Annotated in this window: 19 protein-coding genes; 4 read left to right on the top strand and 15 right to left on the bottom strand. The window is 70.6% G+C overall.

What is annotated here, in order from left to right; all coding sequences use genetic code 11:
- Positions 1-185: 185 nt before the first annotated feature.
- Positions 186-983, bottom strand: a complete 798-nt coding sequence (locus ACFYWX_RS11105; RefSeq protein WP_389423681.1) for a hypothetical protein — start codon at positions 981-983, stop codon at positions 186-188.
- Between the two features lie 506 nt (positions 984-1489).
- Positions 1490-2059, bottom strand: coding sequence for a hypothetical protein (locus ACFYWX_RS11100; RefSeq protein ID WP_389423680.1), 570 nt, complete (start codon positions 2057-2059; stop codon positions 1490-1492).
- 168 nt (positions 2060-2227) lie between these two features.
- Between ACFYWX_RS11100 and ACFYWX_RS11095 the strand changes: the two genes are divergently transcribed.
- On the top strand, positions 2228-2890 hold the full coding sequence (locus ACFYWX_RS11095) for an HAD family hydrolase (RefSeq protein WP_389423679.1): 663 nt from the start codon (positions 2228-2230) through the stop codon (positions 2888-2890).
- A gap of 13 nt (positions 2891-2903) precedes the next feature.
- On the opposite strand, the gene ACFYWX_RS11090 is transcribed toward ACFYWX_RS11095, so the two are convergent.
- From ACFYWX_RS11090 to ACFYWX_RS11080, 3 genes are read right to left on the bottom strand one after another with little or no spacing between them, the layout of a single operon-like run.
- Positions 2904-4127 carry a hypothetical protein gene (locus ACFYWX_RS11090; RefSeq protein ID WP_389423678.1) on the bottom strand — a complete coding sequence of 408 codons (1224 nt, stop codon included), beginning with the start codon at positions 4125-4127 and terminating at the stop codon, positions 2904-2906.
- The gene (locus tag ACFYWX_RS11085) at positions 4124-5752 is read right to left on the bottom strand and encodes a lipopolysaccharide biosynthesis protein (RefSeq protein ID WP_389423677.1); all 1629 of its coding nucleotides are present in this window, start codon (positions 5750-5752) and stop codon (positions 4124-4126) included. The genes ACFYWX_RS11090 and ACFYWX_RS11085 overlap by 4 nt, the downstream gene beginning before the upstream one ends.
- A complete protein-coding gene (locus ACFYWX_RS11080) occupies positions 5749-7062 on the bottom strand; it encodes a glycosyltransferase (protein WP_389423752.1) in 1314 nt (437 codons plus the stop codon). The genes ACFYWX_RS11085 and ACFYWX_RS11080 overlap by 4 nt, the downstream gene beginning before the upstream one ends.
- A 207-nt stretch (positions 7063-7269) precedes the next feature.
- Here ACFYWX_RS11080 and ACFYWX_RS11075 point away from each other — a divergent pair, with 207 nt between their 5' ends.
- Positions 7270-7722 carry an adenylyltransferase/cytidyltransferase family protein gene (locus ACFYWX_RS11075; protein WP_389423676.1) on the top strand — a complete coding sequence of 151 codons (453 nt, stop codon included), beginning with the start codon at positions 7270-7272 and terminating at the stop codon, positions 7720-7722.
- Here ACFYWX_RS11075 and ACFYWX_RS11070 read toward each other — a convergent pair.
- Together ACFYWX_RS11070 and ACFYWX_RS11065 are read right to left on the bottom strand one after the other, a co-directional pair.
- On the bottom strand, positions 7685-8404 hold the full coding sequence (locus tag ACFYWX_RS11070) for a CDP-alcohol phosphatidyltransferase family protein (protein WP_389423675.1): 720 nt from the start codon (positions 8402-8404) through the stop codon (positions 7685-7687). The two genes, ACFYWX_RS11075 and ACFYWX_RS11070, sit on opposite strands and share 38 nt — an antisense overlap.
- Positions 8405-8520: 116 nt before the next feature.
- On the bottom strand, positions 8521-9330 hold the full coding sequence (locus tag ACFYWX_RS11065) for an endo-1,4-beta-glucanase (protein ID WP_389423674.1): 810 nt from the start codon (positions 9328-9330) through the stop codon (positions 8521-8523).
- A 238-nt stretch (positions 9331-9568) separates the two neighbouring features.
- On the opposite strand from ACFYWX_RS11065, the gene ACFYWX_RS11060 reads away from it, so the two are divergent.
- On the top strand, positions 9569-10585 hold the full coding sequence (locus ACFYWX_RS11060) for a LacI family DNA-binding transcriptional regulator (protein WP_389423673.1): 1017 nt from the start codon (positions 9569-9571) through the stop codon (positions 10583-10585).
- A gap of 59 nt (positions 10586-10644) precedes the next feature.
- Positions 10645-12705, top strand: a complete 2061-nt coding sequence (locus ACFYWX_RS11055; RefSeq protein ID WP_389423672.1) for a TIM-barrel domain-containing protein — start codon at positions 10645-10647, stop codon at positions 12703-12705.
- Between the two features lie 73 nt (positions 12706-12778).
- Here the strand turns inward: ACFYWX_RS11055 and ACFYWX_RS11050 are convergent, their stop codons facing one another.
- The 8 genes from ACFYWX_RS11050 to ACFYWX_RS11015 form a co-directional block, all read right to left on the bottom strand.
- Positions 12779-13375, bottom strand: a complete 597-nt coding sequence (locus ACFYWX_RS11050) for a chorismate mutase (RefSeq protein WP_389423671.1) — start codon at positions 13373-13375, stop codon at positions 12779-12781.
- A gap of 64 nt (positions 13376-13439) precedes the next feature.
- Positions 13440-14153 (bottom strand): hypothetical protein, encoded by a 714-nt coding sequence (locus ACFYWX_RS11045; protein ID WP_389423670.1) that lies wholly within the window; start codon positions 14151-14153, stop codon positions 13440-13442.
- A gap of 36 nt (positions 14154-14189) precedes the next feature.
- Positions 14190-16388 (bottom strand): glycoside hydrolase N-terminal domain-containing protein, encoded by a 2199-nt coding sequence (locus tag ACFYWX_RS11040; protein ID WP_389423669.1) that lies wholly within the window; start codon positions 16386-16388, stop codon positions 14190-14192.
- Positions 16385-18349 (bottom strand): beta-galactosidase, encoded by a 1965-nt coding sequence (locus tag ACFYWX_RS11035; protein WP_389423668.1) that lies wholly within the window; start codon positions 18347-18349, stop codon positions 16385-16387. The genes ACFYWX_RS11040 and ACFYWX_RS11035 overlap by 4 nt, the downstream gene beginning before the upstream one ends.
- Complete coding sequence (locus ACFYWX_RS11030; RefSeq protein ID WP_389423667.1) at positions 18349-20568, bottom strand: 1,4-beta-glucanase; 2220 nt, start codon at positions 20566-20568, stop codon at positions 18349-18351. Before ACFYWX_RS11030 ends, ACFYWX_RS11035 begins: the two co-directional genes overlap by 1 nt.
- Positions 20569-20717: 149 nt before the next feature.
- Positions 20718-21653, bottom strand: a complete 936-nt coding sequence (locus ACFYWX_RS11025) for a carbohydrate ABC transporter permease (RefSeq protein WP_389423666.1) — start codon at positions 21651-21653, stop codon at positions 20718-20720.
- The gene (locus ACFYWX_RS11020) at positions 21650-22684 is read right to left on the bottom strand and encodes an ABC transporter permease (RefSeq protein WP_389423665.1); all 1035 of its coding nucleotides are present in this window, start codon (positions 22682-22684) and stop codon (positions 21650-21652) included. The genes ACFYWX_RS11025 and ACFYWX_RS11020 overlap by 4 nt, the downstream gene beginning before the upstream one ends.
- A gap of 27 nt (positions 22685-22711) precedes the next feature.
- Complete coding sequence (locus tag ACFYWX_RS11015; RefSeq protein ID WP_389423664.1) at positions 22712-24403, bottom strand: extracellular solute-binding protein; 1692 nt, start codon at positions 24401-24403, stop codon at positions 22712-22714.
- Positions 24404-24753: the final 350 nt, after the last annotated feature.

Here is a 24753-nt window from a genome sequence, read left to right as displayed (position 1 = left end):
GTCCCCCCGGCGAAGCCGGCGACCACGCTGCCCAGGACAGCGAGCGTCGAGGCTCACCCGAGCCGGCGGTCGAGGTTGTAGGCGGCGCTGATCAGCGCCAGGTGCGTGAAGGCCTGGGGGAAGTGGTTGAGTTGTTCTCCCGTCGGACCGATGATCAGTGTCGGCGTACTGATCGCGCCCGCCGCCTACGGCCCGCTGTGGAAGAAGCCGGACTTCAGGTCCCCGATGGTGGCGTCGAGTGGATGCCCACTGACGATGAACGGTCCGCTCCAGGGCGCGCTGAGGGCGAAGAGCAGCGCAAGGCTCAGCCCGACCACACTCGCAACACCTACGATGAGCAGCGACGTTCGCAGGCTGCTGCGGAAGACCAGTGCGCCGGAGTTCACGATCAAGGCCAGTCCGCTGACCACGAGCGTGACGACGTAGAGCGCGGGAACGTCGCGCGAGGCGGCCGCAACGCGGGCGCGACGACTACTGGTGACACTGTCCAGAGAAAGCACCAGCTCCGCGCCTGTCGGGGTTCCCACATCGGGCCGAGCCGCCTCGGCGCGCACACTCCGCTCCAGCCGTGCGATGGCGCGAGCAGTGCCCGGGTCGTCACCGGACGCCGCAGCTGCACCCTCCCACTCCCTGGCACGCGTGGTCTGCAAGTAGTCCAGCAGTGCCGCATGGATCGGCTCCGACTGGACTCGCGGACTCGTCGCCGCCCATGCCAGGCGGGAGGCCGCGGCCGCCTCGTCGCTCACCAACCCCTCGGCTGCGCGCAGGTAGCCGGCCTCGCTGGCCAGTGAGAGTGCCGCAAAGATCGCGAAGGCAGCGCCGAGTGTCGGCATCAGGGGCGTGGCGATCTGCGGCACCCGATCCCGCTCGCCGACCGGCACGAGTGCCCTGACGCCGACCCGCGCCACGGCCGCGACCAGTAAGGCGAGTGAGAGTCCGCCCACAATCAGCACCACCGCCGGCAGCGAGGTCAACCAGTTCACCACATCACCTACAGCGCGTTCCCGCGAGCGCCCCACGGCGGCGGCACATCGGCCCGCGTGACCTGGAGCTCCTCGTCGATCACTTTCAATGAGCGCTTCATGATCACAGGTCGAAGGCCTTGACGCTCGCGACGCCCGGCACGGCATCGCTTTTCGTGGCCAAACAGCCGAATACGGCCCAGTACGAGACGTACTGACAACGAGCGCCGGTTCTCCACGGCCCCCGAGCGCAGGCCCGGCCGGGGCCGGGCCTGCGCTCCAGCCCGGCCCGGCGCCCGTGCCGCGCTCAGAGCAATCAGCCACCTGATGCCAGAGGAGCGGCACGCGGCCCCTTCGCGCCGTTGCCGGCGCTGTGCCGCTGCCAGGCCGTGGCGGGCAGTCAGTCAGTCAGTCAGTCAGTCGGCGACGGTGTCCGCGCGGACGGCGGTGCGGCCGTGGTTGATCCGCGCTCGGGTCGAGCAGGCGACGGCCACGCATACGGCGCTGGCGTCTCTCAAATGCGCAGGTCAGGATGAGCCCAACTCTGTGCCCGGTGTGCGGTTGCGGGCCAGCGGTGTGAGGCCGGCCATGAGGACGACGGCCGCGAGCGGGATCAGGTCGAGGCTGACCGCGATCAGGATGAAGGCCACGAGCACGAGCGCCGGGCTCCACACGGGCAGCTGCCTGGGCCGTACGGCCACCAGCATGATCAGCAGGGTCAGCATGCCGAGCTGGAAGGCCATCGGGCCTGCGAACTCGAGAGGGCCGGGCAGAGGGGCGGAGTCGGCGAGGCCGGAGAACAGATCGCCGAGTATCACCCAGACGAAGCAGCCTGCGCCGAACACTCCGGCAACCATGGCGGCACTGGCAGCGGCTCTCATCCGGATGGTGACCGCGGGAACGAGGCTGCGCAGCACCACGACGAAGGCGCCGAACAGGAGGAAGGCGGCGAGGAAGAACGTGTGGCCAAGGTTCCAGGCCACCCCCGGGCCGTGATCGCCGTCCATGCCGTCGATCAGGCGAAGCACGCCGTACGACAGAAGCAGGAGGGGGATGAGGACGGAGAACAGTCGAGTTGTGTGTGCCGTCGATGTCATGCCCATACGGTCGCTGTCCGGTCCGAGTACGGGCTATCGGGACGATCCCCCAGCGCACCCGGACAGCCGCCCTAGGGGCTGGGCGGCTCAACCACCGGGATTTCCCGGAGGTGCGGGAGCGCGGGCCGGCGCGCTCGCTCAGCCGGCGGGTAGTGGCATCCTTGGCCGGTGTTCTCATCCGATCACGCGGGCGCCGTGTTCTTCGATGTCGATGGCACCCTCGTCCCCGGTACGAGTTCGTCGGTCTTTCTGGCTGGCTTCCTTGGCCATCGGGATGAGTTGGCCAAAGCCGAGGACGCCTACGCCTCCGGTGCCCTGGACAATCGGCAGGTCTCCGAGCTCGATGCCGCGGGCTGGGCGGGGTTTCCCGAAGACCAGGTCTCTGGCCGGCTCGACGGGCTTCCCTTGGTCTCGGGCATAACGGAGACCCTGACCTGGTGTTGGCAGAACGGGTTGGTGCCCGTGCTGGCAACCCTCGCCTGGTCGCCAGTCGGCAGCTACCTGACTGACCGCTTCGGCTTCCACGCGTTCAGCGGGCCTCGGCTGGAGACTTCGGACGGCCGGTTCACGGGCCGGGTCGCTCGTCACTTCGACGAGTACGACAAACGAGATTTCGCCCTCGGGCAGGCGCGAGAGCTGGGGCTGGCTCTCGGCTCGTGTGGGGCCGTCGGGGACAGCCGCTCCGACCTGCCTCTGTTCGCATCCGTCGGGTTGAGCGTGGCGTTCAATGCCTCAGCAGGAGCGCGCGAGGCGGCGACCTTCACCGTGGACGACGACGACCTGCGGGGCGTGCTTCCGGTCTTGAGCCGCTTGGTCACAGCCACTCGTTGACGGCCGCGACACCTTACGACACCACACCCGAAGCCGTAGCCGCGCTCGTGCCGACCGGCGTCGCCCCCGCCCGCGCCACCCGCGCCCAAACCGCCGCCCCCTTCAACACCGACCCCACGCACAGCCCCCACGCCGCCCCCTCGACCCCGGTCCACGCGTAACCCGCGAGCAGCAGGCCCGCCGAGACCGGGGAGAAGACCAGCTGCACGGGCAGAGTGGCTCGCGGGGTCAGGACACGCAGCGCCAGGAGGCCGCACACCCCGAAGGCCATCGCCGCGTACTGGGCGCCTGTCGCGGGGAGCACCTCAGCCGCCGACTCCCACGTGTCGCCGAGGAGTTGGCGGCCCCAGGAGACCGGGAGGGCGTACAGGACCGCTCCCCAGGCCGCCGCCACCGCGGCCAGTGTCGTGCCTGCGAGCAGGGCGGCCCGGCGGGGTGCCGGGTGCCGGGTGAGCAGGGGTGGGCCGAAGCCCGTCGCCGCGTTGAAGGTGACGTTGAGCGGGCCGAAGAGGGTGGTGGCGCCGCGCAGGGCGCCGACCGCGAGCGGGGTCGCGAAGAGGCCGAGGGCGAGGACGGCGAGCTGGCTGGTGGCGTTGCCGACGCCGAACTCGACGAGGAAGCGGCGGCCCAGGTGGCCCCGGGAGACGTAACGCTTCACGGACGTCCGTGCGCCTCGCACGTGCGGCCGCAGCAGCGCCAGCGACAGCAGCAGGGCCGGCAGCGCCGACAGGCCCCACACCAGCGTCGTACGGGCGGCGGACGCGCCGTTCGGCTGGAACAGCAGCAGAGGCAGCGCGGCCGCCAGGCGCAACACGTCCGCCGCCAGGGCCAGGTGCGGCTTGCGCAGGACGGAGAAGCAGTAGCGCAGGGTGTCCTGCGTCAGCGTCACCGGAAGGACCAGACCCAGCGCCGCGAACACCGCCGCGTCGTCCGTCACCAGCACCGCGCCGCCCGCGAGCAGCGCGCCCAGGATCGCCGACGCGCCGGCCGTGAACGCGGTCGCGCCACGGCAGGCCCCGCGCACCTCCTGCCCTTCGCCGCGGTGCAGGACCAGCTCCTGCCCGACGTACGCCCCGAAGCCACCCAGCAGCACGCTGAAGACGACGTACGCCGTGGCGAACAGGGCGAACGTGTCGGCCTCGCTGTGCCGGGCGACCAGGACCAGGACGGCGATGTTGGTGAGCGCGCTCACCGCCTGGTCGAGGACGGAGCACAGGGCGGCCGTGCGGCCTCTCACCGGGTGCCCGAGGAGAGGGTGTCCGGAGTCACCCTGTCCACCGGCAGCACCGACTCCTTCACGGGCGCGGGCGTGCTCGGACGGCCCTTGCGGCGCCCCCTGCGCGGCCGGGCCGTCGGGTGCAGGACCGCGCCGAGGACCTGGCCGCCGGCGCCGTCGATGAGTTCCCGGATGCGCTCCAGGGCCGTACGGGTCACACGGCGCGGGTCGCAGACCACGACGACGCCGTCGACGCGGTCGACGAGGGCGAGCGCGTCGGCGTAGGACAGGACGGGCGGGGCGAGGACCACGACCGTGGTGCCGGGGGCGTTGGACTGCTCGATGAGACGGGTGGTGGCGGCGGCGGTGAGGGCGCGGGCGACGTGTGGGACGCGGGTGCCGGGGACGAGGTCGAAGGTGCCGGACTCCCCCGCGTCGACGACGATCCGGCCGCCGGGCCAGGTGGAGCCGCCGTCGAAGAGGGCGCGGTCCGCCCAGCCGGGGCGCGGTCCCGGCGCCTCGGGCAGTCGGTGGGCGAGGTGCGGGTGGCGCAGGTCGGCCTCTACCAGCAGGGCCGAGGTGCCGGTTTCGGCGAAGCAGGCGGTGAGGTTGACGGCTACGGCCGCGGCCGTGGTGCCCTCGCCGTTCGGTTCGACGACGAGCAGGCGGCGGCGGTCGGCGAAGTGCCGGTCGTAGGCGAGTCGGAAGGCCGCCGAGCGGTACTGCTCGGCGAGCGCGCCGTCCGTGGTGAGCAGCGACTCCTCGGGCACGCGCGGCAGGCTGCCGAGCACGGGGGCGCGCAGGGCCCGGGCGACGGTCTCGGCGGAGCGGGCCGCGGGGTCGAACAGCATCCGCAGCCAGGCGCCGAGCAGGCCGATCGCCAGGCCGACCAGACCGCCGAGCGCGATCAGCATCGGGGTGCCGAGGCCCTCTGCCTTGGTGGGCGGTTCGGCCTTGACGGTCATGTAGCCCGGGGTGGTGTCCAGGGCCTTCAGCTCGCTGATGTCGTTGGTGAGTTCGGTGATCTGGCTGAGCAGGTTGGCCTGTGCGGCCAGCGCGGTGCTCTTCTCGGTGTCGGTCGACAGCCGGTCGATCTGGTCGAGGAGGTCCTCGCGCTGCTTGGCGAGCGGGTCGAGCTGCTTCTTGTAGCCCGCGATCATGCTGTTGACCGTGCCGGAGGTGATCTTCTCGCGGTAGTCGAGGTAGGCCTGCGCGAAGGCCCCGGCGCCCCGGGCGGCCTCCGTCGGGGTACCGGCGACGTAGTTGAACTTCAGCACCAGCGTGTCCGGTGGGTTGGTCACCTGGAGGTGGCTCTGGAGGGCTCCGGCGTCGTCGTCGGCGCGGCCGAGCTTCTCGGCGGCGCGTTCGGCGACCGCGTTGCCGGCGGCGGTCTGCCGTTCGCTGCCGATGTTGATCTGCTTGTCGGCGGAGACGCCGCTGGTCGCGTAGGGGTTGATGGTGGCCGCCCGGACCAGCACCTCGCTGGAGGCCGCGTACGTCGGCGTCGAGCCGAAGGCGAACCAGGCCCCGCCGAGCAGGCCGACGAGCAGGCCGCCCGCGACAAGGACGCGATGGCGCAGGATCTGCTGGACCTGGTCGCGCAGGAGTTCGGGCTCGTCCTGCTGCCCGCGTGCCTCTTCGTTCATGCGCGTCCCGCTCCTTCTTGCCCGGGGGTGCCCCGGCCGTTCCCGGTGGTGCCCGGGCCCTTCCCGATGGCGCCCCGGCCGTTCCCGAAAGCGCCCCGACCGTTCCCGGTGGTGCCCCGTTCCAGTGCCTCGGCGAGCAGGTCGTCCAGGCGGCCGAGTCCGGCCGCGCGGCTGAGGCGCTCGTCCACGTGCGCGGGCCCGCGGGCCCCCAGCCGGCCGGCCCCCGCCGGGTCGGCCGCCAGGTCCCGCACCGCCGTCAGCAGCGCGGCCGGGTCCTCCGGTGGGACCAGGACCCCGGCGCCCGAGGCGCGCACCTCGTCGGCGGTGCCGCCCTCGGCCGCGACGGAGGCGATGACGGGGCGCCCGGCGGCGAAGTAGGAGGTGAGCTTGGACGGGACGCTCATGTCGAGGACGGAGGCCCGCTGGGTGACCGCGAGGACGTCGGCGGCGGCCAGCACGTCAGGGAAGTCGGCCTCGTCGGCGGGCGGCAGGAAGTGCAGGTTGGGCAGCGAGGAGGCACGTTTCTGCAACTCCGTGCGCTGGTTGCCGTCGCCCATGAGGACGAAGTCGACGGCCGGGTCGAGCCGGGCCGCGTCCACGAGCACCTCCAGGCCCTGCTTCAGGCCCATGTTGCCGGAGTGGAGGATGACTTGGCGGTCCGGAGACCACCCCAGCCGGGCCCGGGTCTCGGCGCGTGGGCGCGTCGGTCGGGCCACGTGGGACCAGTTGGGGACGAGCCGGATGCGCCCGGGGTCGACGCCCATCGCCTCGACGCGCGGCCGGAAGGTGTCGTGGATGACGCCGACGAGGGTGGCCCGGCCGAGCACGTACCGTTCGGCCCGCGTGGCCACCGCCGCCGCCTTGTCGCCGCCGCTGATGCCGCTCTGCGCGGCCGCGGCGCCCATGAGGTCCTGGACGACGGGCACGAACGGGACCCGGTGCCAGGCGGCGATCCGGGCCGCCACGACCGCGCCCGCGAGGCTCGGCATCTGGGCGACGACCGCGTGCGGGCGGGGCATGCGGGGCGGGGCGGCGAGCTGGTGGGCGAGCAGCGAGGCCTCGAAGAGGGCGCGGCGCAGGGCGGTCTGCCGGGGCGGCACGGTGTGTCTGCGGCGGTGCACGGTGACCCCGCCGCGCTGCTCGGTGACCCGCCAGCGCCGCGCGTACTCCGGCTCGAGCCGCCAGGCCGGGTAGTGCGGCATGCCCGCGAGGACGTGTGTGTCGGCGCCGCGGGCCGCCCAGTGCTCGGCGAGCTGGGTGGCGTAGGGGCCGATACCCGTGTGCTCGGGCGCGTAGTTGGTGGACACCAGCAGCAGGCAGCGTCCGGCGAGGCTGCTGTGCGACGTCAGGGCATGCGCGGGCTCGAATCCGGTCAAAGCCGGTCCCCTTCCCCCCAGAAAGTGATCCTTGCCCACCTTAACCGTTCACCGGATCTCCAGGTGGGCTTCACAGTAAGGTTCGGTGGACCATCGACTGCCGTCAGCGGCGGTTGACGTTCATCCGTGGGGGGAGAACGCATGGTTCATCGTGTCGGTTATGCGCCCGGTGTGTACGACTTGTTCCACATCGGGCACCTCAACATCCTCAGACACGCGCGCAGTCAGTGCGAGTACCTGGTCGCCGGGGTCGTCTCGGACGAGATGGCCGAACTCGCCAAGGGGCGCAGGCCGGTGATCCCGCTGCCGGAGCGCCTGGAGATCGTGCGCAGCGTCCGCCACGTGGACGCCGCGTTCGTGGAGACCGTCCCCGACAAGCTTGAGACGTGGAAGCAGGTCCGCTTCGACGTGATCTTCAAGGGTGACGACTGGCGGGGCACCGAGAAGGGCGAGCGGCTCGAGCGGGACTTCGCGGGCGTCGGCGTCGAGGTCGTCTACTTCCCGTACACCGTCCACACGTCCAGCACCCTGCTGGGCAGGGCGCTGGACGCGCTGGTCACGCCGGGTTCCGGGGAAGCGCGGACAGCTCCCTGAACCACTTCGTGAGGAACGCCAGCAGGAACAGGCCGTGGACGACGGCGAGGACGGCGTAGGCCGCCCGGAACACCTGCGGCGCGCCCAGCGTGAGGAAGACCAGGCAGAACACCCCGTAGTCCACCGGCAGCAGGGCGATCGCCCGCAGCCGGGACGGCGGAGCCGCCGGGGTGGCCCCTGTGGCGCGCCCCCGCTTGAGCTGTTCGGTCAGCAGGCCGGCGCAGAAGGTGAGCACCGCGGCGAGCTGGAAGCCGAGCGGCAGCAGCAGCCAGCCGTCGCCGGGGAGGTCGAAGAAACGGTAGAAGGCGATCAGTACGGCGGTGTGCAGCGCGACCATCTTGGCGCAGTCCACGACATGGTCGAGCCACTCCCCCGCCGGTCCGCCCTTGCCGGTGAGCCGGGCGAGCTGTCCGTCGGCGGAGTCGAAGGCGAAGCCGACCACCAGGGCGGCGTACACCGCGAACGCGAGCGGCCAGGAGGGCCGTACCAGCGCGACGGACGCGATGGCGGCGAAGGTGAACGCGGCGCTGATCAACGTGACTTGATTGGGCGTCAGTCCGATCCGGTACGCGCCCGCCGCCAGTACCCGCCCGGCCGGCCGGTTGACGTACCGCGAGTACAGCGACACCCCCTTCGCCGACTTCTGTGCCCCCCGCAGCGCCCCCAACACGGTTGTACTCACGAGCCCCCCTCGTGTCCCCGTGCGGCACCGCCCCCGGCGCCACAGTGAACGCAATGATGACACGCGGTGTACGGGGGCGGGCGGGTGTTCGAGGGGCCACTCGCAGCAGCTCGTGCTCAGCCGACGCCGACGGAGTACGCCTTGGTGTCCAGCCGCCCCGCACCCTTGAAGACCTCGGTGCCGGACTCGATGCCGGAGACGTACTTGTCGTTGCTCAGGAGCTTGCGGCGGACGAGGGCCTGGGTGAAGTCGTCGAGGTCGAGCGTGGCCTTGGTGGTGTTGGCGCGGCGGACGAAGGAGAAGACCTTCCAGCCGATGTCGCCCTGGTAGATGTCCCACATCGCGCCGCCGAGGCTGACGCTGCCGTACTTGGTGCCGAGGGGGCCCGCGCCGCCCTGGCGGTTGAGCCAGATCATGATCTCGTCGGTGGGCTGGTCCTGCCAGTCGGCGGTGTTCTTGGTGTGCAGCCACAGGTCGTACGCGACGTTCATGGTGCCCGGGTCGGAGCTGACCGAGAACTCCCAGGTGGTCTTCACGGGCTTGCGGTCGCCGACCCGGATCGGCAGCCCGGTCTTCGCCTTGTCGACCTTCCAGCCCCAGTGCCAGCCCAGGACCGTACTGGCGTAGGACTTCACGTCGGAGTCCTTGCCCTTGCTGTTGTTGGCCCAGGAGTAGTCCGTCCCCCAGGAGATGGTGGAGCCGGAGGCGGAGTTGTCCCAGACGCACTGGCTGCCGGTGGCCTTGTCCTGACCCCAGAGGTTGTTGTTCACGTAGTACTTGCCGAGCGTGATCGTGTCGAAGGCCGTGCACTTCTTGCTCGACTCGCCCGCCTGGGCGACGGTGACCCCGGCAGCGGCCGCGAGGGCGACCGCGGCGGCGGTGAGGGCCTTCGTCTTCTTCGTCAGGCGGGGACGACGGTGTTGCATCGGGGGTCCTTCCGGGGGACGGTTCGTGTTACCGCTCCTCAGTGGCCGCCGGCGCCCCGAACGGTTGCCGTACTCTCCGCGGAAAGTCGCCACGGAAAACCGCTCCCGGAGATTGCTGTCGAAGCGCTTCGACAACCTATGGACACCCACTCCCGCTAGAGCTACTGTCGAACCACCCTCACTCGCCCCAGTCCATACTGCGCACTGTCGAAGCGCTTCACAAAGCTTGGAGAGCTGGATGGTCACCCTCGCCGAGGTCGCCCAGCACGCCGGAGTCTCGGCGAGCACGGTGAGCTATGTCCTCAGCGGCAAGCGGTCGATCTCCGCGACCACCCGAACGCGGGTCGAGCAGAGCATCCGCGAGCTCGGCTACCACCCGAACGCGGGCGCCCGCGCCCTGGCGAGCAGCAGGTCGAACATCGTCGCGCTCATGATCCCGCTGCGCACGGACATGTACGTGCCGGTGATGATGGAGATCGCCATCGCGGTTGCCACGACGGCCCGCGCCCACGGCTACGACGTCCTGCTGCTCACCGGCGAGGAGGGCCCCGACGCGGTGCGCCGCGTCACCGGCAGCGGGCTCGCCGACGCGATGATCCTGATGGACGTCCAGCTCGACGACGAGCGGCTTCCGCTGTTGCGCGGCACCGACCAGCCGTCGGTCCTCATCGGCCTCCCCGCCGACACCAGCGGCCTGACCTGCGTCGATCTGGACTGGAACGCGACCGGCGCGCTGTGCGTGGAACACCTGGCGAAGCTCGGCCACCGCGAAATCGCCGTCATCGGCGAGGCCCCCGCGGTCTACGAACGGCACACCGGCTTCGCCGAGCGCACCCTCGACGGCCTGCGCTCCCGCGCCCGGGAGCTCGACGTGCGGGTGCTGCACCGCCCCTGCGAGGGCGGGTACGACACGATGGCCGCGACCCTCGCCCGGGTCCTCGACGAGCGCCCCGGCACCTCGGGCTTCGTCGTGCAGAACGAGTCGGCGGTGGAGCCGCTGCTCGCCCTGCTGCGCCAGCAGGGCCGGGCCGTGCCCGAGGACGTGTCGGTGGTCGCCATCTGCCCCGACCAGGTCGCCACCCAGGCCTCCGTGCGGCTCACGTCCGTCGCCATCCCCGCCCAGGAGATGGGGCGGCACGCCCTGGAACGCCTGGTCGCGAAACTCGACGGGCGGGGCAGCGACGACGTCGTGCTGATCGCCCCCGAACTGACGGTCCGGGCGAGCACGGGTCCGGCCCCGTACACCGCTTCCTGATCCGGCTTACGCTGCCCTTTGGGGCACCCCCTGTCTGCACTCCTCCAGGAGCACCCCACGTGAATCAGCCTGCCGAAAACCAGCCCAAGGCCGAGGCGCAGCCCCAGGTCAGCCTCGCGCAGTCGTCCCCCACCGTCGGCACGTTCCGCGAGCGGGACGGCGCGCTGGAGTGGAGCGGCCGCCAAGAGACCGTGCGTGTCGAGCCGTGGGGGCCGGACGCGGTCCGGGTCCGTGCCCGGCTCGGCGGACCGGTCCTGCAGGGCCTGCCGGGCGCGCTGCTGGAGGACGCTCCGGCGACCGAGAGCAGTGTCAAGATCGAGGACGGCCTTGGCACGCTGACCGTCGGCGCGCTGACCGTCACGGTCGACGCCGAGGGCATGGTCCGCTTCCTGCGCAGCGAGGACGGCGGCGAGCTCCTCGCCGAGGAGCGCGCCCACTTCTGGTGGCCCGGCCCCCGCCTCTACACGGCCGTCGGCAACGGCCACCACCGTCTGGAGCAGCGCTTCGCCGCCTACGACGACGAGAAGCTGTTCGGCCTCGGCCAGCATCAGCACGGCCGGTTCGACCAGAAGGGCCTGGTCCTCGATCTGGTCCAGCGCAACGCCGAGGTCGGCATCCCGGTGCTCTCCTCCAGCCGCGGCTACACCCTGCTGTGGAACAACCCGGCGATCGGCCGCGTGGAGCTGGCGTACAACGGCACCCGCTGGGTGGCGGACTCCGCCCGCCAGATCGACTACTGGATCACCGCGGGCACCCCGGCCGACGGCCAGCGCCGCTACAGCGCGGTGACGGGGCGTACGCCGATGCTGCCGGAGTGGGCGGCGGGCTTCTGGCAGTGCAAGCTGCGCTACCGCACCCAGGACGAGCTGATGTCCGTGGCCCGCGAGTACAAGCGGCGGGGCCTGCCCATCACCGCCATCGTCTGCGACTTCTTCCACTGGACGCACCTGGGCGAGTGGAAGTTCGACCTGAACGAGTGGCCCGACCCGGCGGCGATGGTGCGCGAGCTGGAGGAGCTCGGCATCAAGCTGGTGGTGAGCGTGTGGCCGTCCGTGTCTCCCCTCAGTGAGAACCACCCGGTCATGGAGCAGCGCGGCTACTTCATCGGCACCCAGTACGGTCCGATGGCGCACGCCGACTGGCCCGACAAGGAGGTCGCCTCCACCGTCCAGGTCGCCTTCTACGACGCCACCAACCCGGACGCCCGCGAGTTCGTGTGGTCGCGCGTCCGCGAGAACTACCTGACCCGGTACGGCATCACCGCGTTCTGGCTGGACGCCTGCGAGCCGGAACTCAAGCCGGGCTTCCAGGAGAACCTGCGCTACTGGGCGGGCCCCGGCCTGGAGGTCGGCAACATCTACCCCGCCGAGAACGCCCGCACCTTCTACGAGGGCCTGCGCGACTCCGGCGAGGACGAGGTGATCACCCTCAACCGCTCGGCGTGGGCGGGCAGCCAGCGCTACGGCGCCGCCCTGTGGTCCGGTGACATCGGCACCGACTTCCCGACCCTGCGCCGCCAGATCGCGGCCGGTCTCAACACCGCACTCTCGGGCATCCCCTGGTGGAACACCGACATCGGCGGCTTCCACGGCGGCGACCCGGACGACCCCGCGTACCGCGAGGTCATGGTCCGCTGGTTCCAGTTCGGCGCGCTGTCCCCGCTGATGCGTCTGCACGGCTTCCGCGACCCGGGCATGCCGCTCGGCCCCGACATGACCGGCGGCCCGAACGAGGTCTGGTCGTACGGGGAGGAGGCCGGCGCGATCCTGGCGAAGTACCTGCGGCTGCGCGAGCGCCTGAAGCCGTACGTCCTGAAGGTGATGCGCGAGGCCCACGAGGAGGGGCTGCCGCCGATGCGGCCGCTGTTCCTGGAGTTCCCGGAGGACAAGATCGCCTGGCAGGTCTCCGAGCACTACATGTTCGGGTCGGATCTGCTGGTCGCCCCGGTGCTGGAACCGGGCGCGACGACCTGGAGGATCTATCTCCCGGCCGGTGCCCGCTGGACCGACGCGTGGACGGGTGAGACGTACGAGGGCGGTCAGGCCGTGACGGTCGACGCCCCGCTGGACCGGATCCCGCTGTTCCTGCGGGACGGGGCGCGGCTGCCTGTAGCGGAGTAGCCGCGTCGTTCGGGCGTGCGGCCGGTCCCCGTAGGGGAGGGACCGGCCGCACGTCGTTTCGGTGTGCGTGCGGTCAGCGGCAGACGGAGGCCAGGGAGCGGACGAGGGCGCGGGTGTGCAGAGCGTCCGGGTGCTGCTCGTGGTGGACCTGGAGGGCCGCCAGGGCGAGCTCCGGCCGGCAGGTGGGCACGGTGCGCTCGGGGGTCGAGTCGGCCAGGGCCTGGACGAGGTCGGTGTTGATGCGGTTGATCGTCTGGCGGACCACGGCGAGGTCCGGCCTGGTGGTCGGGGCCTGCTCCGGGTGGGCGGTCCACCGCTGGTACAGGCCGCGCTGGACGATCTTGTTCGCCTCGATCTGGTCCCGGAAGATCCGCCGGACCTCGTCCGGATCGGCGCCGACCTGCGCGGCCTGGGCGGCCACGGTGTCGAGGACCTGCTGCTCACGGGCGGGGTCGTCGATGGGGCTGTCGGTGCCCCACTTGGCGGCCGCGACCAGGTCGGCGGTGGCGAGGCGTTCGGCGGCGAGGGCGGCCACGGGGTGCAGGGCGGACGCCGTTGCCTGGGTGGCCTTCAAGGCGGGGGCCGCGGTCGCGGTGCCCGGGGCGGAGAGCAGGGCGGCCGTCGCGGCGGCGGCGAGGAGCGTGTGACGGAGGGGGGCTGCGATACGCATGGCGCCCATGAAACCGCACCCGCAGGCGGGTGGGGAGCCGCCCCATGGACGGCTCCCCGTTTTCTCAACTACTGCTTACCGTCAGGTTGTTGGTGGTGAAGTCCAGTCCGCCGTTCGACGAGGTGACCTCGTAGCCGAACTGCACGTCACCGATGGTCTCGTTGCCGAACCAGCCCTTGGTGTCCTTGATCCATTTGAGGATCGGCAGGATGTTCACGGTGCCGGAGCTGGAGTTGGAGGTGCGGACGAACGAGAAGACCTCGTTCGCGCCGTTGTTGCCCTTGTAGACGGTCCAGGTGTGACCGCCCAGCGTCACGTTGCCCTGCGAGGTGCCGAGGGGCCCGACGGCTCCGGTCTTGTTGACCCAGAGCATGATCTCGTAGTCGTAGTCGGTGTCCCAGATGTCGTACGACGTGTTGTACGCGCCGGACGACGGGACTGTGACGTTGTAGCTGCTGGAGAGGGAGCCGAGGGAGGTGATCGGCTTGTTGATCACCTTCTTGGCGTTGGGGTAGGACTTGATGCCGCCGGTGTTGGGGTGGTTGGCCCAGACGCCCCAGTTGGTGCCGGAGTTGGCCCAGATGCACTGGCTGCCGGCGCCGGAGCCCCAGATGTTGTTGTAGAGGGTGTAGCCGTTGAGGCTGGTGTTGCCCCACTGGTCGCAGGAGTTCCAGACGGCGGCCGAGGCGGGGGCGGAGGCGAGGCCGATGGTGGCGCCGAGCGCGAGCGCGGGGGCCAGCAGGGCCTTGGTGACTCTGCTCAGCGTGCGTGATGCCATGGTGTCCCTTTCCATGGGTGGGGGGAAATGGGGGGATTACCACGCCCCCAGCGTGAGGACGTGGTCTTCTCCGGCAACGAGGTCGAGCGGCCGGGCGCCGGAGGAAGTGCGCAGTTCGACGCGGTGGGTGCGCGTCGGTTTCAGGACGGCTCGCAGGCCGTCCGGGGTCCAGTGGAGGTCGAGCGTGGCGCCGAACCTCGTGCGTACGCCCCGCAGTTCGCCCTGGGGATAGGCGGCGGGGAGTGCGGGCAGCAGGACCAGGCGGTCGGGGGTGGACTGCACGAGTGTCTCGATGAGGACGGCGGGCAGGGTGTGGGCGGCGTCCGCGTTGTAGACGTCCCGCTTGGGGTAGTGGGCGCTCATCAGGGAGGCGTGGAAGAAGTCGCCCTCCAGCACGTTGGCGAGCGCGTGCGCGACCCGGTGGCCGTCCCGGAGGCGGGCCGCGATGAGGGCGTGGTGGAGGTGGCCGTGTGCGGAGTCGTTCTCGGCGCCGCGCAGTTGGAGCGCGCGGTGGGCGGCGGCCGCGAGGTGGGGGGTGTCGTAGGGGGTGATCTCGTCGAGCGGCCAGACGCCGTAGAGGTGGCTGAGGTGGCGGTGGTCGTAGGTGTCGTCGAGGCCGGGCCAGGCCCATTCGGCGAGGGCGCCGTCGGTGTTGATCCGGTGCGGCGGGAGCCGGTCGGCGAGGGCGCGCCAGCGGCCGGCCTCCACTGTGTCCGGGTGGTACGCGGCTGCGGTGAGCAGGGCGTGCCGGGCGGCCGACAGGTCCATGGCCGCGTTGATCGCGCCCCAGCTCGCGTTCGCGGGCCGGTTCTCGGGCGAGTAGGAGGGGACGACGGCGACATGCTCTTCCTCGTTGGTGCGGGTGAGGAAGTCCTCGTAGAAGCGGGCGACTTCGGCGAGGGCGGCGGCGGTGCGCGGGTCGCGTTCGCCGCGGGTCTCGTCGTGGTCGACGAGCGGCTTGATCAGCCAGTCGGCACCGGCGGTCCACAGGTGCAGCGGGTACTCGCGGCTGAAGTGGTACGCGTGCCCGGACTCACCGTCGGTGTGCGCGGGCGCGACCACGCCCCGGGCGCCGAACACGGCGCGGGCGTTCGCGCGCCAGTCGTCCAGCTGACGGTGGATCAGGGAGGCGAGGGCGTGGGTGACTTCGGGGAGGGCGGCGGCCGTGGCGGAGGCGGTCTGGAGGTTGACGTTGGCGTCGTTGGTGAACGCGCCGGCCCACGCGGTGTCCCAGTCGCCGGTCCACAGGCCGGGCAGGCGGGGCGGGTTGAGGCCGCTGGAGGAGAGCAGGTGGTAGCGGCCGGCCGCGAAGAGCCGCTCCAGGAGGGCCGTAGTGCCGGGCCGCTTGAGCAGCTCGGATCCGGCGAGGGCGCGTTCGGTGCCGTCGGCGCGCAGGTCGAGGGTGACGCGGTGGTAGGCGGTGTGGTGGAGTGCGAGGTGGCGGTCGAGGAGGTCTTCGTACGAGGACTCCCCGAGCAGTGTCCTGAGGGCCCGCCCCTCCTCGGTGACGTCCAGCTCGCCGGTGTGCCGTCGCACGCGAGTGAGCAGCAGGATCGAGGAGGCGTCGGCGACGTGGGCCCCGGACGGGGCGAGGGTGGTGCTGCCGCCGGTGACGGCGATCAGCGTGACCCCGGTGTACGCGCGGTCGCTGTCGGGGTAGCGGGCACGCAGGCTGAGCAGCGCCCCCTCGGGGGTGAGGAGCGCGCCGTTGCCGACGCCCAGTTTCGCCGGGGCGCCGGGGAGTCGGTGGTCCAGCGCGATGTCGAGGGTGAGACCGGGGGCGGTGACGTGCTGGACGATCACGTCGTCGGCGCGGGAGACGAAGACGCGGCTGGTCCAGCCCGCGCACTCGGCCGTGGTCTCGCCCGTGGCGAAGTCGACGGAGCGGCGGTAGCGCTGCCGGGACCCGGCGGGTCGGCGCAGCCGGGTCTGGAAGGCGGGGTGGAAGGGCTGCACCCACTGCAACGGCCGTCCGTCCGTGAAGCCCTCGGCGGCGGTGAGGTCACCGGCGAGCAGCCGGTCCTGGAGTTCGGGGAGGCCGTCGGCGAGCCGCGGCGCGCGGGCGTTCTGGCTGCCGTTGGGGCGGACGAGGGTGTGGTGCGTGACGATGACACGGTCGTCGTCCGGATCGCCGTACACGAGGGCGCCGTGGTGGCCGTTGCCGCTGAGGAAGCCGTCCTCCCAGCGGGCGGCCGGCTGCGGCTCCCAGGTGCCGTGGGCGGGGCCGCCGGTCATGACGCGAGCACCGCGACGCCGTAGCGGCCGAGGGTGAGCCGGTCCTCGTGGGCCGCCCCGGTCAGCAGGTCGGTGTGGGTGCCGGGCACGGCGACGGTGACCGGCTCGCGCCCGTGGTTGAGCACGAACAGCAGCTCACCTCGGCGCACGGCCTCGACCCCGGCCGGGAGGCCGTCGAGCACCGGCCGGACTCCGGCGTCGGCGGCCACGCGGGCGAGCAGCTCGCGCAGTGCCTCCGGCTCCGGGAGCGTCGAGACGTACCAGGCGCGGCCCCTGCGCAGGACGGCGGGCAGTCCGTCGAGCTCCCCGCCCTTGTAGGGGACGGTGTGGTCCGGGTTGTCGGCCTCGATCTCCTCCGACCACAGCGTTCCGCGGAAGCCGTCGCACTCGACGCTCTCCCCCGCGTCCAGCGGCCACCACTCGTGCAGCGTGCGGATGCCGAACAGCTCGCGCAGGCGGGCGTCCATGCCGCCGGGCCGTACCCGGTCGTCCTCGTCGGCGACGCCGGTGAGGAAGCCGCTGACGAGGGTGCCGCCGCCGCGCACGTAGGCGAGGAGGTTGTCGATGGCCGCGTCGGTGAGCGCGTACAGCTGGGGGACGACGACCATCGTGTACGGCGTCAGGTCGTGCTCGGGGTGGGCGAAGTCGGTGGTGAGCTGCGCCTCCCAGAGGGCACGGTGCCAGGCGCGCAGGACGTCCGGGTAGTCCACCCGGGTGGACAGGCGGCCGTCCTGGGCGCCGGCCCACCAGGAGTGCCAGTCGTGCAGGACGGCGACGTTCGCGGTGATGTGGCGGTCCGCCACATGGGGAGCGAGCCGTTCGAGATCGGCGCCGAGCTGCTTGACCTCCTGGTACGTACGGCCCTGCTCCCCCGCGTGGCTGACCATCCCGGAGTGGAACTTCTCCGCGCCCTGCCGGGACTGGCGCCACTGGAAGTAGCAGACGGCGTCCGCGCCGCGGGCCACGGCCTGGAGGGACCACAGGCGGTTGAGGCCGCGTGGCTTGGGGTGGTTCACGCCTCGCCAGTTGACCGGGCCGGCCGCCTGCTCCATGAGCATCCAGGGGCCGCGGGCCTGCGATCGGGTCATGTCCTGGACCAGGGCGCCGTTCTGGGCGCCGAGGGGGTCGCGCGGGTCGGGGTAGAGGTCGACGGAGACGACGTCCTCCTCCTCGGCCCAGCGCCAGGCGTCCTGGCCGAACCACAGCGGCATGAAGTTGGTGGTGACCGGGATGTGCGCAGTGGCCCGGCGGACGATGTCACGCTCGGCGACGTAACACTCCAGGAGCATGTCGGAGGTGAAGCGCCGGAAGTCCAGGACCTGGGTCGGGTTCTTCATGTAGTGGGGCTGCCGGGGCGGCAGGATGCCGTCCCAGCTGTCGTAGCCCTGGCTCCAGAAAGCCGTGCCCCAGGCCGTGTTGAGGGCGTCGAGCGTGCCGTACTTCTCCCGGAGCCAGCGGCGGAACGCCGCCGCCGCCTCGTCTCCGTAGTCGAAGGTGCAGTACTCGTTGTTGATGTGCCACATCGTGAGGGCGGGATGGCCGCCGTAGCGGGCGGCCAGGTCCTCGGTGATGGCGGCGGCGTAGCGCCGGTAGGTGGCGCTGGAGTGCGAGAAGTGCTGACGGCCGCCCCACCATTCGGTGCGGCCGTCGTCGGTGACGGGCAGGGTGTCGGGGTGCAGCCGGCCCATCCAGGGCGGCGGCGAGGAGGTGGGGGTGGCCAGGACGACGCCGATGCCGTTGTCGTGCATCAGGTCCATCAGCGTGTCCAGCCAACCGAACTCCCGTGCGCCCGGACGGGGTTCGAGCATGGACCAGGAGAAGACCCCGAGGGTGACGGAGTTGACGCCGGCGTCCTTCATCAGCCGGACGTCGTCGTGCCAGGTCTCCTCGGGCCACTGCTCGGGGTTGTAGTCGCCACCGAAGAGGATCCGTCCTTCGGTGGCGACACTGAGGTCCGGCATCAGGCGGGCTCCCCGTACTGGACGCCGCGCCCGTTCGTGGCCAGGTAGACACGGCCGTAGATGCGCGGGTCACCGGTGATGGCATCGCCGATGAAGCCCCACTGGTGGGCGTCGTCGTTGATCCGCACCCACGTCTTGGCCCCGTCGTCGGAGCGCAGGACCGCGGTGATGCTGCCGGTCGCGCCGACCTGGTAGATCGCCGGGTAGTCGGCGCCGTCGGCGGCCTTGCCGAAGCCGAGGGTGTACGAGGCCCAGCAGCTGCTGACCTTCGTGAAGGTGGCACCGCCGTCGGTGGACCGGTACAGACCGTTCCACTTGGTGCTCAGCCACAGGTCACCGGAGCGCCCGGGGGCGGCGACCAGCTTGAACTGGGTGTCGCCGGACGGCAGGCCGGTCGCGCCCTTGGTGAAGGTCAGGCCGCCGTCCTTGCTGAAGAGGACCGTTCCCGTGTCGCTGTCGAACACGTAGAAGCGCGTGGGGTCGGCCGGGTCGGCGACCGGTGTCGCGCCCTTCGGGCAGGAGGACACCTCGGACCAGGTGGCGCCGTTGTCCGTCGAGCGCTGCGCCGGATACCGGGTGCCGTCCCAGTGCACGAAGGTCCACAGCAGCACGCTGCCGTCGGCGTTGGTGGCGATCGGTCCCGGAGCGTCCTTGGCGATGGCGGGCTGGGTCTTGAAGGGGTCCCAGGTCTGCCCGCCGTCACCCGAGTAGGCGCCGTTGCCGTGGTCGCCCCAGCCCGAGCGGACGACGTACGACGGCTTCTGCGCGGCCAGTGCGAGTCCGGTCGCCGTCCCGAACACGGGGTTCGTCGCCATGCCCCGCGATGGCGACGCCGTGAGCCGCTCGTGGTACAGCACGCCGATGTCCCCCGACCCGCTGATCAGGTGCGCCGTACCGGCCGGGGGCGAGATCAACTGGCGCACGGACGTCTCCTCCAGGCCGCGGATCTGCGGGGCCCAGTTCTTGAGGTCGCGGGTGCCGTAGAGGGTGGCGCCGGTGCCGTAGACGACGTGCTTGGAGTCGTACGGGTCGACGGCGACGGCCTGGATCCACCAGCCGAACTTCGGCTGGTCCGCGCCGAACGTGAGGAAAGGGGTCTCGGAGACGTCGAGGACCGCCTTGTCCTTCAGCGACGTCCAGTGACGGCCGCCGTCAGTGGTCCGGTACAGGGTGTCGACCGCCGCCCACCGGTTGTTGGTGGAGACGACGACGGTGCCGGGCCGCCGGGCGTCGACGGCGACCCCGCCGTACCCGAAGGAGTCGGTGGACCCGTCACTCGTGGTCCCACCCGGCTTCACCGGGGTGACGTCGGTCCACTTGCCGCTCACGGTCGCCAGCTTGTGCACACTGCCGTCGGACTGCCCGTTGGGCCCGGGCGCGTTGGCATACGTCACGTACAGCTCGCGGGTGAGGCAGTCGTAGGCGGCCCGGATCGGCACCTTGGCGGAGGTGCCGGTGGGCTGCCCGGGGACGGCCTCCCAGGTGGTGCCGTCGGCCGTGCGGTACAGGTTCGGTTTGCCGGCCGTGCCGTCGGAGTCGCCCCAGCCGGCGTAGACGGTGCGGCCTGCGGCGACGAGGAGGATCACGCCCTGGCCGGAGGCGGAGGGCGAGGGCGGGAAGCCGGTCACGGCCGCCCACGTGGCCCCCCGGTCCGCCGACTTGAGGAGCCCGTCGTGCCGGGTGCCCAGCCAGAGGGTGTCACTGTCGCGCGGGTCGACCAGCAGCCGCTCCCCCGCACCCCGGCCGTCCTCGTTGGCGCCGAGCTTCACACTGAGGTCGGAGCGCTTCCAGGTGGCGCCGCGGTCCTCGGAGCGCAGGACGGCACCGTTGCCGGCCCAGGACTGGCTGTAGGTGCCGACGGAGAGGTACAGGCGGTCAGGGTTGGCGGGGTCCACGGCCATGGCCTCGACACCGAGGAGGTTCCAGTCGTCCCAGCCGATGTGGTCGATGAGCGGTATCCAGCGAGCGGCCGGGTCGTCCCACCGGTAGGCGCCCCCGATGTCGGTCCGGGCGTAGGCGAGCCCGCGCACGGAGGGGTGGAACAGCACGCCGGTGACGAACCCGGTCCCCCCGATGGCGGCGTTGCGCCAGCGATAGGTGGGAGCGGCGGCGGTTTCGGCGGCATGCGCACGCCCTTGGAGCACGGGAACGGCGGTGAGGGCCGCCGCGGCGGCGGTCCCGGCCAGAACGGCACGGCGACTCAGTCGGGACGCGTACATGACATACCTCGTTCTACTTCTGAGAAAGGGAAGGGTCGCGCCCCTCAGGGGCGCGGGGCTGTATCGCACACGCGGCTCCGCCGCGTGGGCGCGACCAGCCACGAGCAACCAGCAGACAAAGGACAACCGGCGTTCCCCCGTGGAGGGCCTCAGCCCTTGACCGCCCCCGTCAACATCCCCTTCTTGAAGTGCTTCTGCACGAAGGGAGACAACACGGCCACCGGCAGCAGAGCCATCACCATGACGGCCATCTGCACGGCCAACCCGGACAACTCACCGGTCTTGATCGCCTGCCCCAGCCCCACCGGCGCCTCCTGCTTCTGCACCAGCTGGATCATGACGTTCTGCAACGGCATCATGTCCTGGTCGTTGAGGTACAGAGACGCGTTGAACCACGCACTCCAGTACCCGACCGCGTAGAACAGAGTGATCACCGCGAGCACCGCCCGGGACAGCGGCATCACGATCTGCCACAGGATGCGGAAGTCACCCGCCCCGTCGATCCGCGCACTGTCGATGAGTTCCTGCGAGATCCCCATGAAGAACCCGCGCAGGACCAGGATGTTGAACACACTGATCGCGCTCGGCAGGATCAGCGCGAGATACGTGTCCGTCAGCCCGAGCGACTGCACCAGCAGATACGTCGGGATCAGGCCCGCGCTGAAGAACATCGTCGCCAACAGGGTCATCAGGATCCAGCGGTGGCCGAGCGACCCCGTACGGGAGAGACCGTAGGCGCATAGAACGGACACGCCCATCGAGAAGAGCGTTCCGACGAGGGTGATCAGGACGCTGATGACGGTGGCCCGGGTGACCTGTCCACCGCTGAGCAGCTCCCGGTAGGCGATGAAGGTGATCCCCTTGGGGACCATCACCAGCCCGCCGGCCTCGTCGATGGTCTTCTTCGAGGAGAGGCTGGTGACGACGACGATCCACAACGGGAAGAGGATCGCGAGGCAGGCGAACCCCAGGGCGAGTCCCTTGCCCGCGAGGCCGGCCCTGCTGGGCTCCTCCTCCCACACGGGCCGCGGTGGTGCGGCCCAGCGGCCGGGTGTACGCACGGGTTCTTCGGTCACGGCGCTCACTTCTTGTACACCCCCTGCTCGCCCATGAGATGGGCCACCTTGTTCGCGATGAGCACCAGGCCCAGGCTGATGACACCCTTGATCAGGCCGGCGGCGGCCGCGTAGCCGAAGTCCTGGTTGCGGACACCGTTCCACCACACGAAGGTGTCGAGGACCTCCGACGCCCCTGGCCCCACCGCGTCGCGTTGCAACAGGATCTGTTCGAACCCGACGGTGAGGGCGTCACCGACGCGGAGCACCAGCAGCAGGGCGATCACCGGCCGCAGAGCGGGCAGGGTCACGTGCCACATGCGGCGCCACCGGTTGGCGCCGTCCATCGCGGCGGCCTCGTACAGGTCCGGGTTCACCGAGGCCAGCGCGGCGAGGAAGACGATGATGCCCCAGCCGGCGTCCTTCCACACGCTCTGCGCGGTGATCAGGAACTTGAAGGTGTCCGGGTCGGTCATGATGTCGATGCCGTCATACCCGTGCTGCCTCAGCAGCTGGGAGAGGATTCCGGCCCCTCCGAACAGCTGCTGGAACACCGCGATGACCAGCACCCACGAGAAGAAGTGCGGCAAGTAGAGGATCGCCTGCGAGACCGCTCGTACCCGGGGCCTGACCACGCTGTTGATGAGCAGCGCGAGCAGGATCGGGATCGGGAAGTACAGCACGAGCTGGAGGAAGAACAGCACGAGGGTGTTCTGGACGGCGCCCCAGAAGGCCGAGTCCTCGAAGAGCCTCTGAAAGTTCTCCAGCCCCACCCAGGGGCTGTGGAGGATGGAGACGACTCCGTTGTCACTGATGTAGGGGTCGTAGTCCTGGAAGGCGACCACGTTGCCGAGGATCGGCACGTAGTTGAAGAGCAGGACCAGCACGACGGCCGGCAAGGTCATCAGGAGCAGGACTCGGTCGCGTCTGAACCTGACGCGCAGACTCAGCTTCCCGGAGGCTTGTTCCTCCCCCGGACCGGTGGCGCCGCCGGGCGCCACCGGGGTCTTTCTCGTCTCGTCGGCCTCGGCCCTGCTCCGAGGCACCGTGCTGTGGGACACGGCCGTTCTCCTTGCCTCAGCGCCGGATCAGCTCGCCGCCGAGCCGTTGTCGTCGAGCAGCTTCTGGTACCAGTCGCGCAGCTGGTCGCCGCCCTTCTTCTTCCAGTCGGAGACGGCCGCCTGCATGTCGCTGATCTTCTTGCGGCCGCGGACGATGTCGTCCTCGAGCTGCTCGAAGTCGTTGGAGAGGTTGGTGTAGCGGGCGGGTTCGACGATCTGCATGCCGTAGAAGGCCGACTTCTTGGTGAAGGCGCCCATCCGCTGCTGCCACTCGACCTGGCCCTTGGCGATGTCCGGGAAGTCGGGGTGGGCGATGGTCGGGGCCGGGCTGGCGACCATCACAAAGGCGTTGGACACTTCCTGGTTGCCCTTGTCGTTCTTGACGGGCACCCCGTCCTTGACGGTGTAGTGCGTGCCCTCGACCCCGTAGTTGGTGAGCATGTACTCCTTGGTGCCGTACGGGGCAGCGGTGACGTTGGCGACGGCCAGCACGTCACGGATGACCGACTCGGAGGCCTTCTTGTTGACGAAGGCGAAGATGTTGGCCGGCTGGGTGGCGTAGATGAGAGGGTCGGCGCCGCCGTGGCCGAAGATGTCCATGCCCCAGATCTGGAAGTCCGGGTTCTGGGTGGCCTGCGAGGCCTGCTGCCCGTACCAGCTGGAGATGTCGTTGTTGTAGATCAGGAACTCGCCGGCCGCGAACTTGGTGCTCGGGTCGACGGCCTGGCTCTTGCCCAGTTTGAAGTCGGGGTGCACGTATCCCGCGGCGAACAGCTTGCGGGTCCACTCCAGCGCTTCGAGGTAGGCGTCCAGCTCGACGCGGTAGACCAGCTTGCCGTCCTGTTGGATCCAGCCGAGCGGCTTCTCCTGGCCGGACGGCACACCGAAGCTGTTCCACGCGGTCCACTTCATGTCGCCGCAGGCCCACACCTTGGCCTTGGCGTTGGTGATCTCCTTGGCCAGGGCCGTGAACTCGTCCGTCGTCTTCGGGACCTCGTAGCCGTGCTTGTCGAAGAGATCCTTGCGGTAGAAGGGCACGATGTTCGTGACGTAGGGCGCCGGCATCGGCAGGGCGCGCAGCTTGCCGCCGAAGATGGAGCGCTGCCAGGCGTCCGTCGGGATCGCCGCGAGGTTCGGGTACTCCTTGACCTTGTCGCCGGACAGGTAGGGGCCGAGGTCGGCGAACTTGCTGAGGATGGCGCTGGGTATCTTGCCGCCCATGTTCCAGCCGGGTACGACCACCACGTCCGGGACGTCGCTGGAGGCGAGGACCGCGCCGAGCTTCTGGTCGTAGGTGTTGCCGTCCTGGTTCTGCCACTGGACGTCGACGCCGATCACGTCGTTCATCGCCGTGTAGTAGGGGTTGTCGCCCTTCGGCGGTGAGCCCCAGAACGGCGACATGATGGTGACCTTGCCGCCCTTGCCGAGCTTCTTCGGGACCGACGTCTTCAGGGTCGCGAGGTCGAGCTTGCTGGTGAAGCCGGCCGCGGAGCCGTTCTTGGAGGGGATGTCCGGCGTCACCACGTTGCTGGCCACGAACGTCGGCAGGATCTTCTTGGCGTCCTTGCCCGACGTGGTGCCGTCGCGCGAGCCGCTGTCCGACCCTCCGCACGCGGCGAGCAGCGGCATTCCACCCGCCACCGCTGCGGCGGCGACCGCCGTGGAGGCGAGGAAGCTTCTCCGACTCGGGGAGGACCCGGAAGCGGCGTTCGGCGTCATTGCGTCAACCCTTCATGGCGCACCAGGACACCCGGCGGTGGAGCCGTCGGCTGCGGTGTCTTGAGTGGAACTGGCTGAGCTGAAGCGATCCTCCGACCACTGACGAGGTCTGGGCTGCCTCCGGGGCGGCCGGCCTCGTAGTCGAAGCGCTTCGATGTTGCTGCGAGGTTAAGTGAAGGCATGGGGGCGCACAAGAGCCGCTTCCAGAATTCTCCCGAGCCGTTCCCGACCTCTTGGGGATTCGATCCTCCTTATATGGCGCTTGACGTGACAGGCGGGAGTCGGAGTTGTTGCCTTGAAGTGTCTTGACACCCGACCCGTGGTCGAATGAGCATCGAAGCGCTTCGAAA

It is taken from the genome of Streptomyces sp. NPDC002888 (genome assembly GCF_042888465.1).
Classification (GTDB): Bacteria; Actinomycetota; Actinomycetes; order Streptomycetales; family Streptomycetaceae; genus Streptomyces.
The sequence above is the reverse complement of the archived record's forward strand: the minus strand, read 5'-3'. Positions and strand labels throughout refer to the sequence as shown.

What these genes read in the sequence shown, in the direction of transcription:
- ACFYWX_RS11100 (WP_389423680.1), bottom strand. Translation starts at nt 2,059, where the DNA reads ATGACATCGACGGCACACACAACTCGACTGTTCTCCGTCCTCATCCCC.
- ACFYWX_RS11085 (WP_389423677.1), bottom strand. Translation starts at nt 5,752, where the DNA reads ATGAACGAAGAGGCACGCGGGCAGCAGGACGAGCCCGAACTCCTGCGC.
- ACFYWX_RS11075 (WP_389423676.1), top strand. Translation starts at nt 7,270, where the DNA reads ATGGTTCATCGTGTCGGTTATGCGCCCGGTGTGTACGACTTGTTCCAC.
- ACFYWX_RS11065 (WP_389423674.1), bottom strand. Translation starts at nt 9,330, where the DNA reads ATGCAACACCGTCGTCCCCGCCTGACGAAGAAGACGAAGGCCCTCACC.
- ACFYWX_RS11060 (WP_389423673.1), top strand. Translation starts at nt 9,569, where the DNA reads ATGGTCACCCTCGCCGAGGTCGCCCAGCACGCCGGAGTCTCGGCGAGC.
- ACFYWX_RS11050 (WP_389423671.1), bottom strand. Translation starts at nt 13,375, where the DNA reads ATGCGTATCGCAGCCCCCCTCCGTCACACGCTCCTCGCCGCCGCCGCG.
- ACFYWX_RS11045 (WP_389423670.1), bottom strand. Translation starts at nt 14,153, where the DNA reads ATGGCATCACGCACGCTGAGCAGAGTCACCAAGGCCCTGCTGGCCCCC.
- ACFYWX_RS11040 (WP_389423669.1), bottom strand. Translation starts at nt 16,388, where the DNA reads ATGACCGGCGGCCCCGCCCACGGCACCTGGGAGCCGCAGCCGGCCGCC.
- ACFYWX_RS11035 (WP_389423668.1), bottom strand. Translation starts at nt 18,349, where the DNA reads ATGCCGGACCTCAGTGTCGCCACCGAAGGACGGATCCTCTTCGGTGGC.
- ACFYWX_RS11030 (WP_389423667.1), bottom strand. Translation starts at nt 20,568, where the DNA reads ATGTACGCGTCCCGACTGAGTCGCCGTGCCGTTCTGGCCGGGACCGCC.
- ACFYWX_RS11015 (WP_389423664.1), bottom strand. Translation starts at nt 24,403, where the DNA reads ATGACGCCGAACGCCGCTTCCGGGTCCTCCCCGAGTCGGAGAAGCTTC.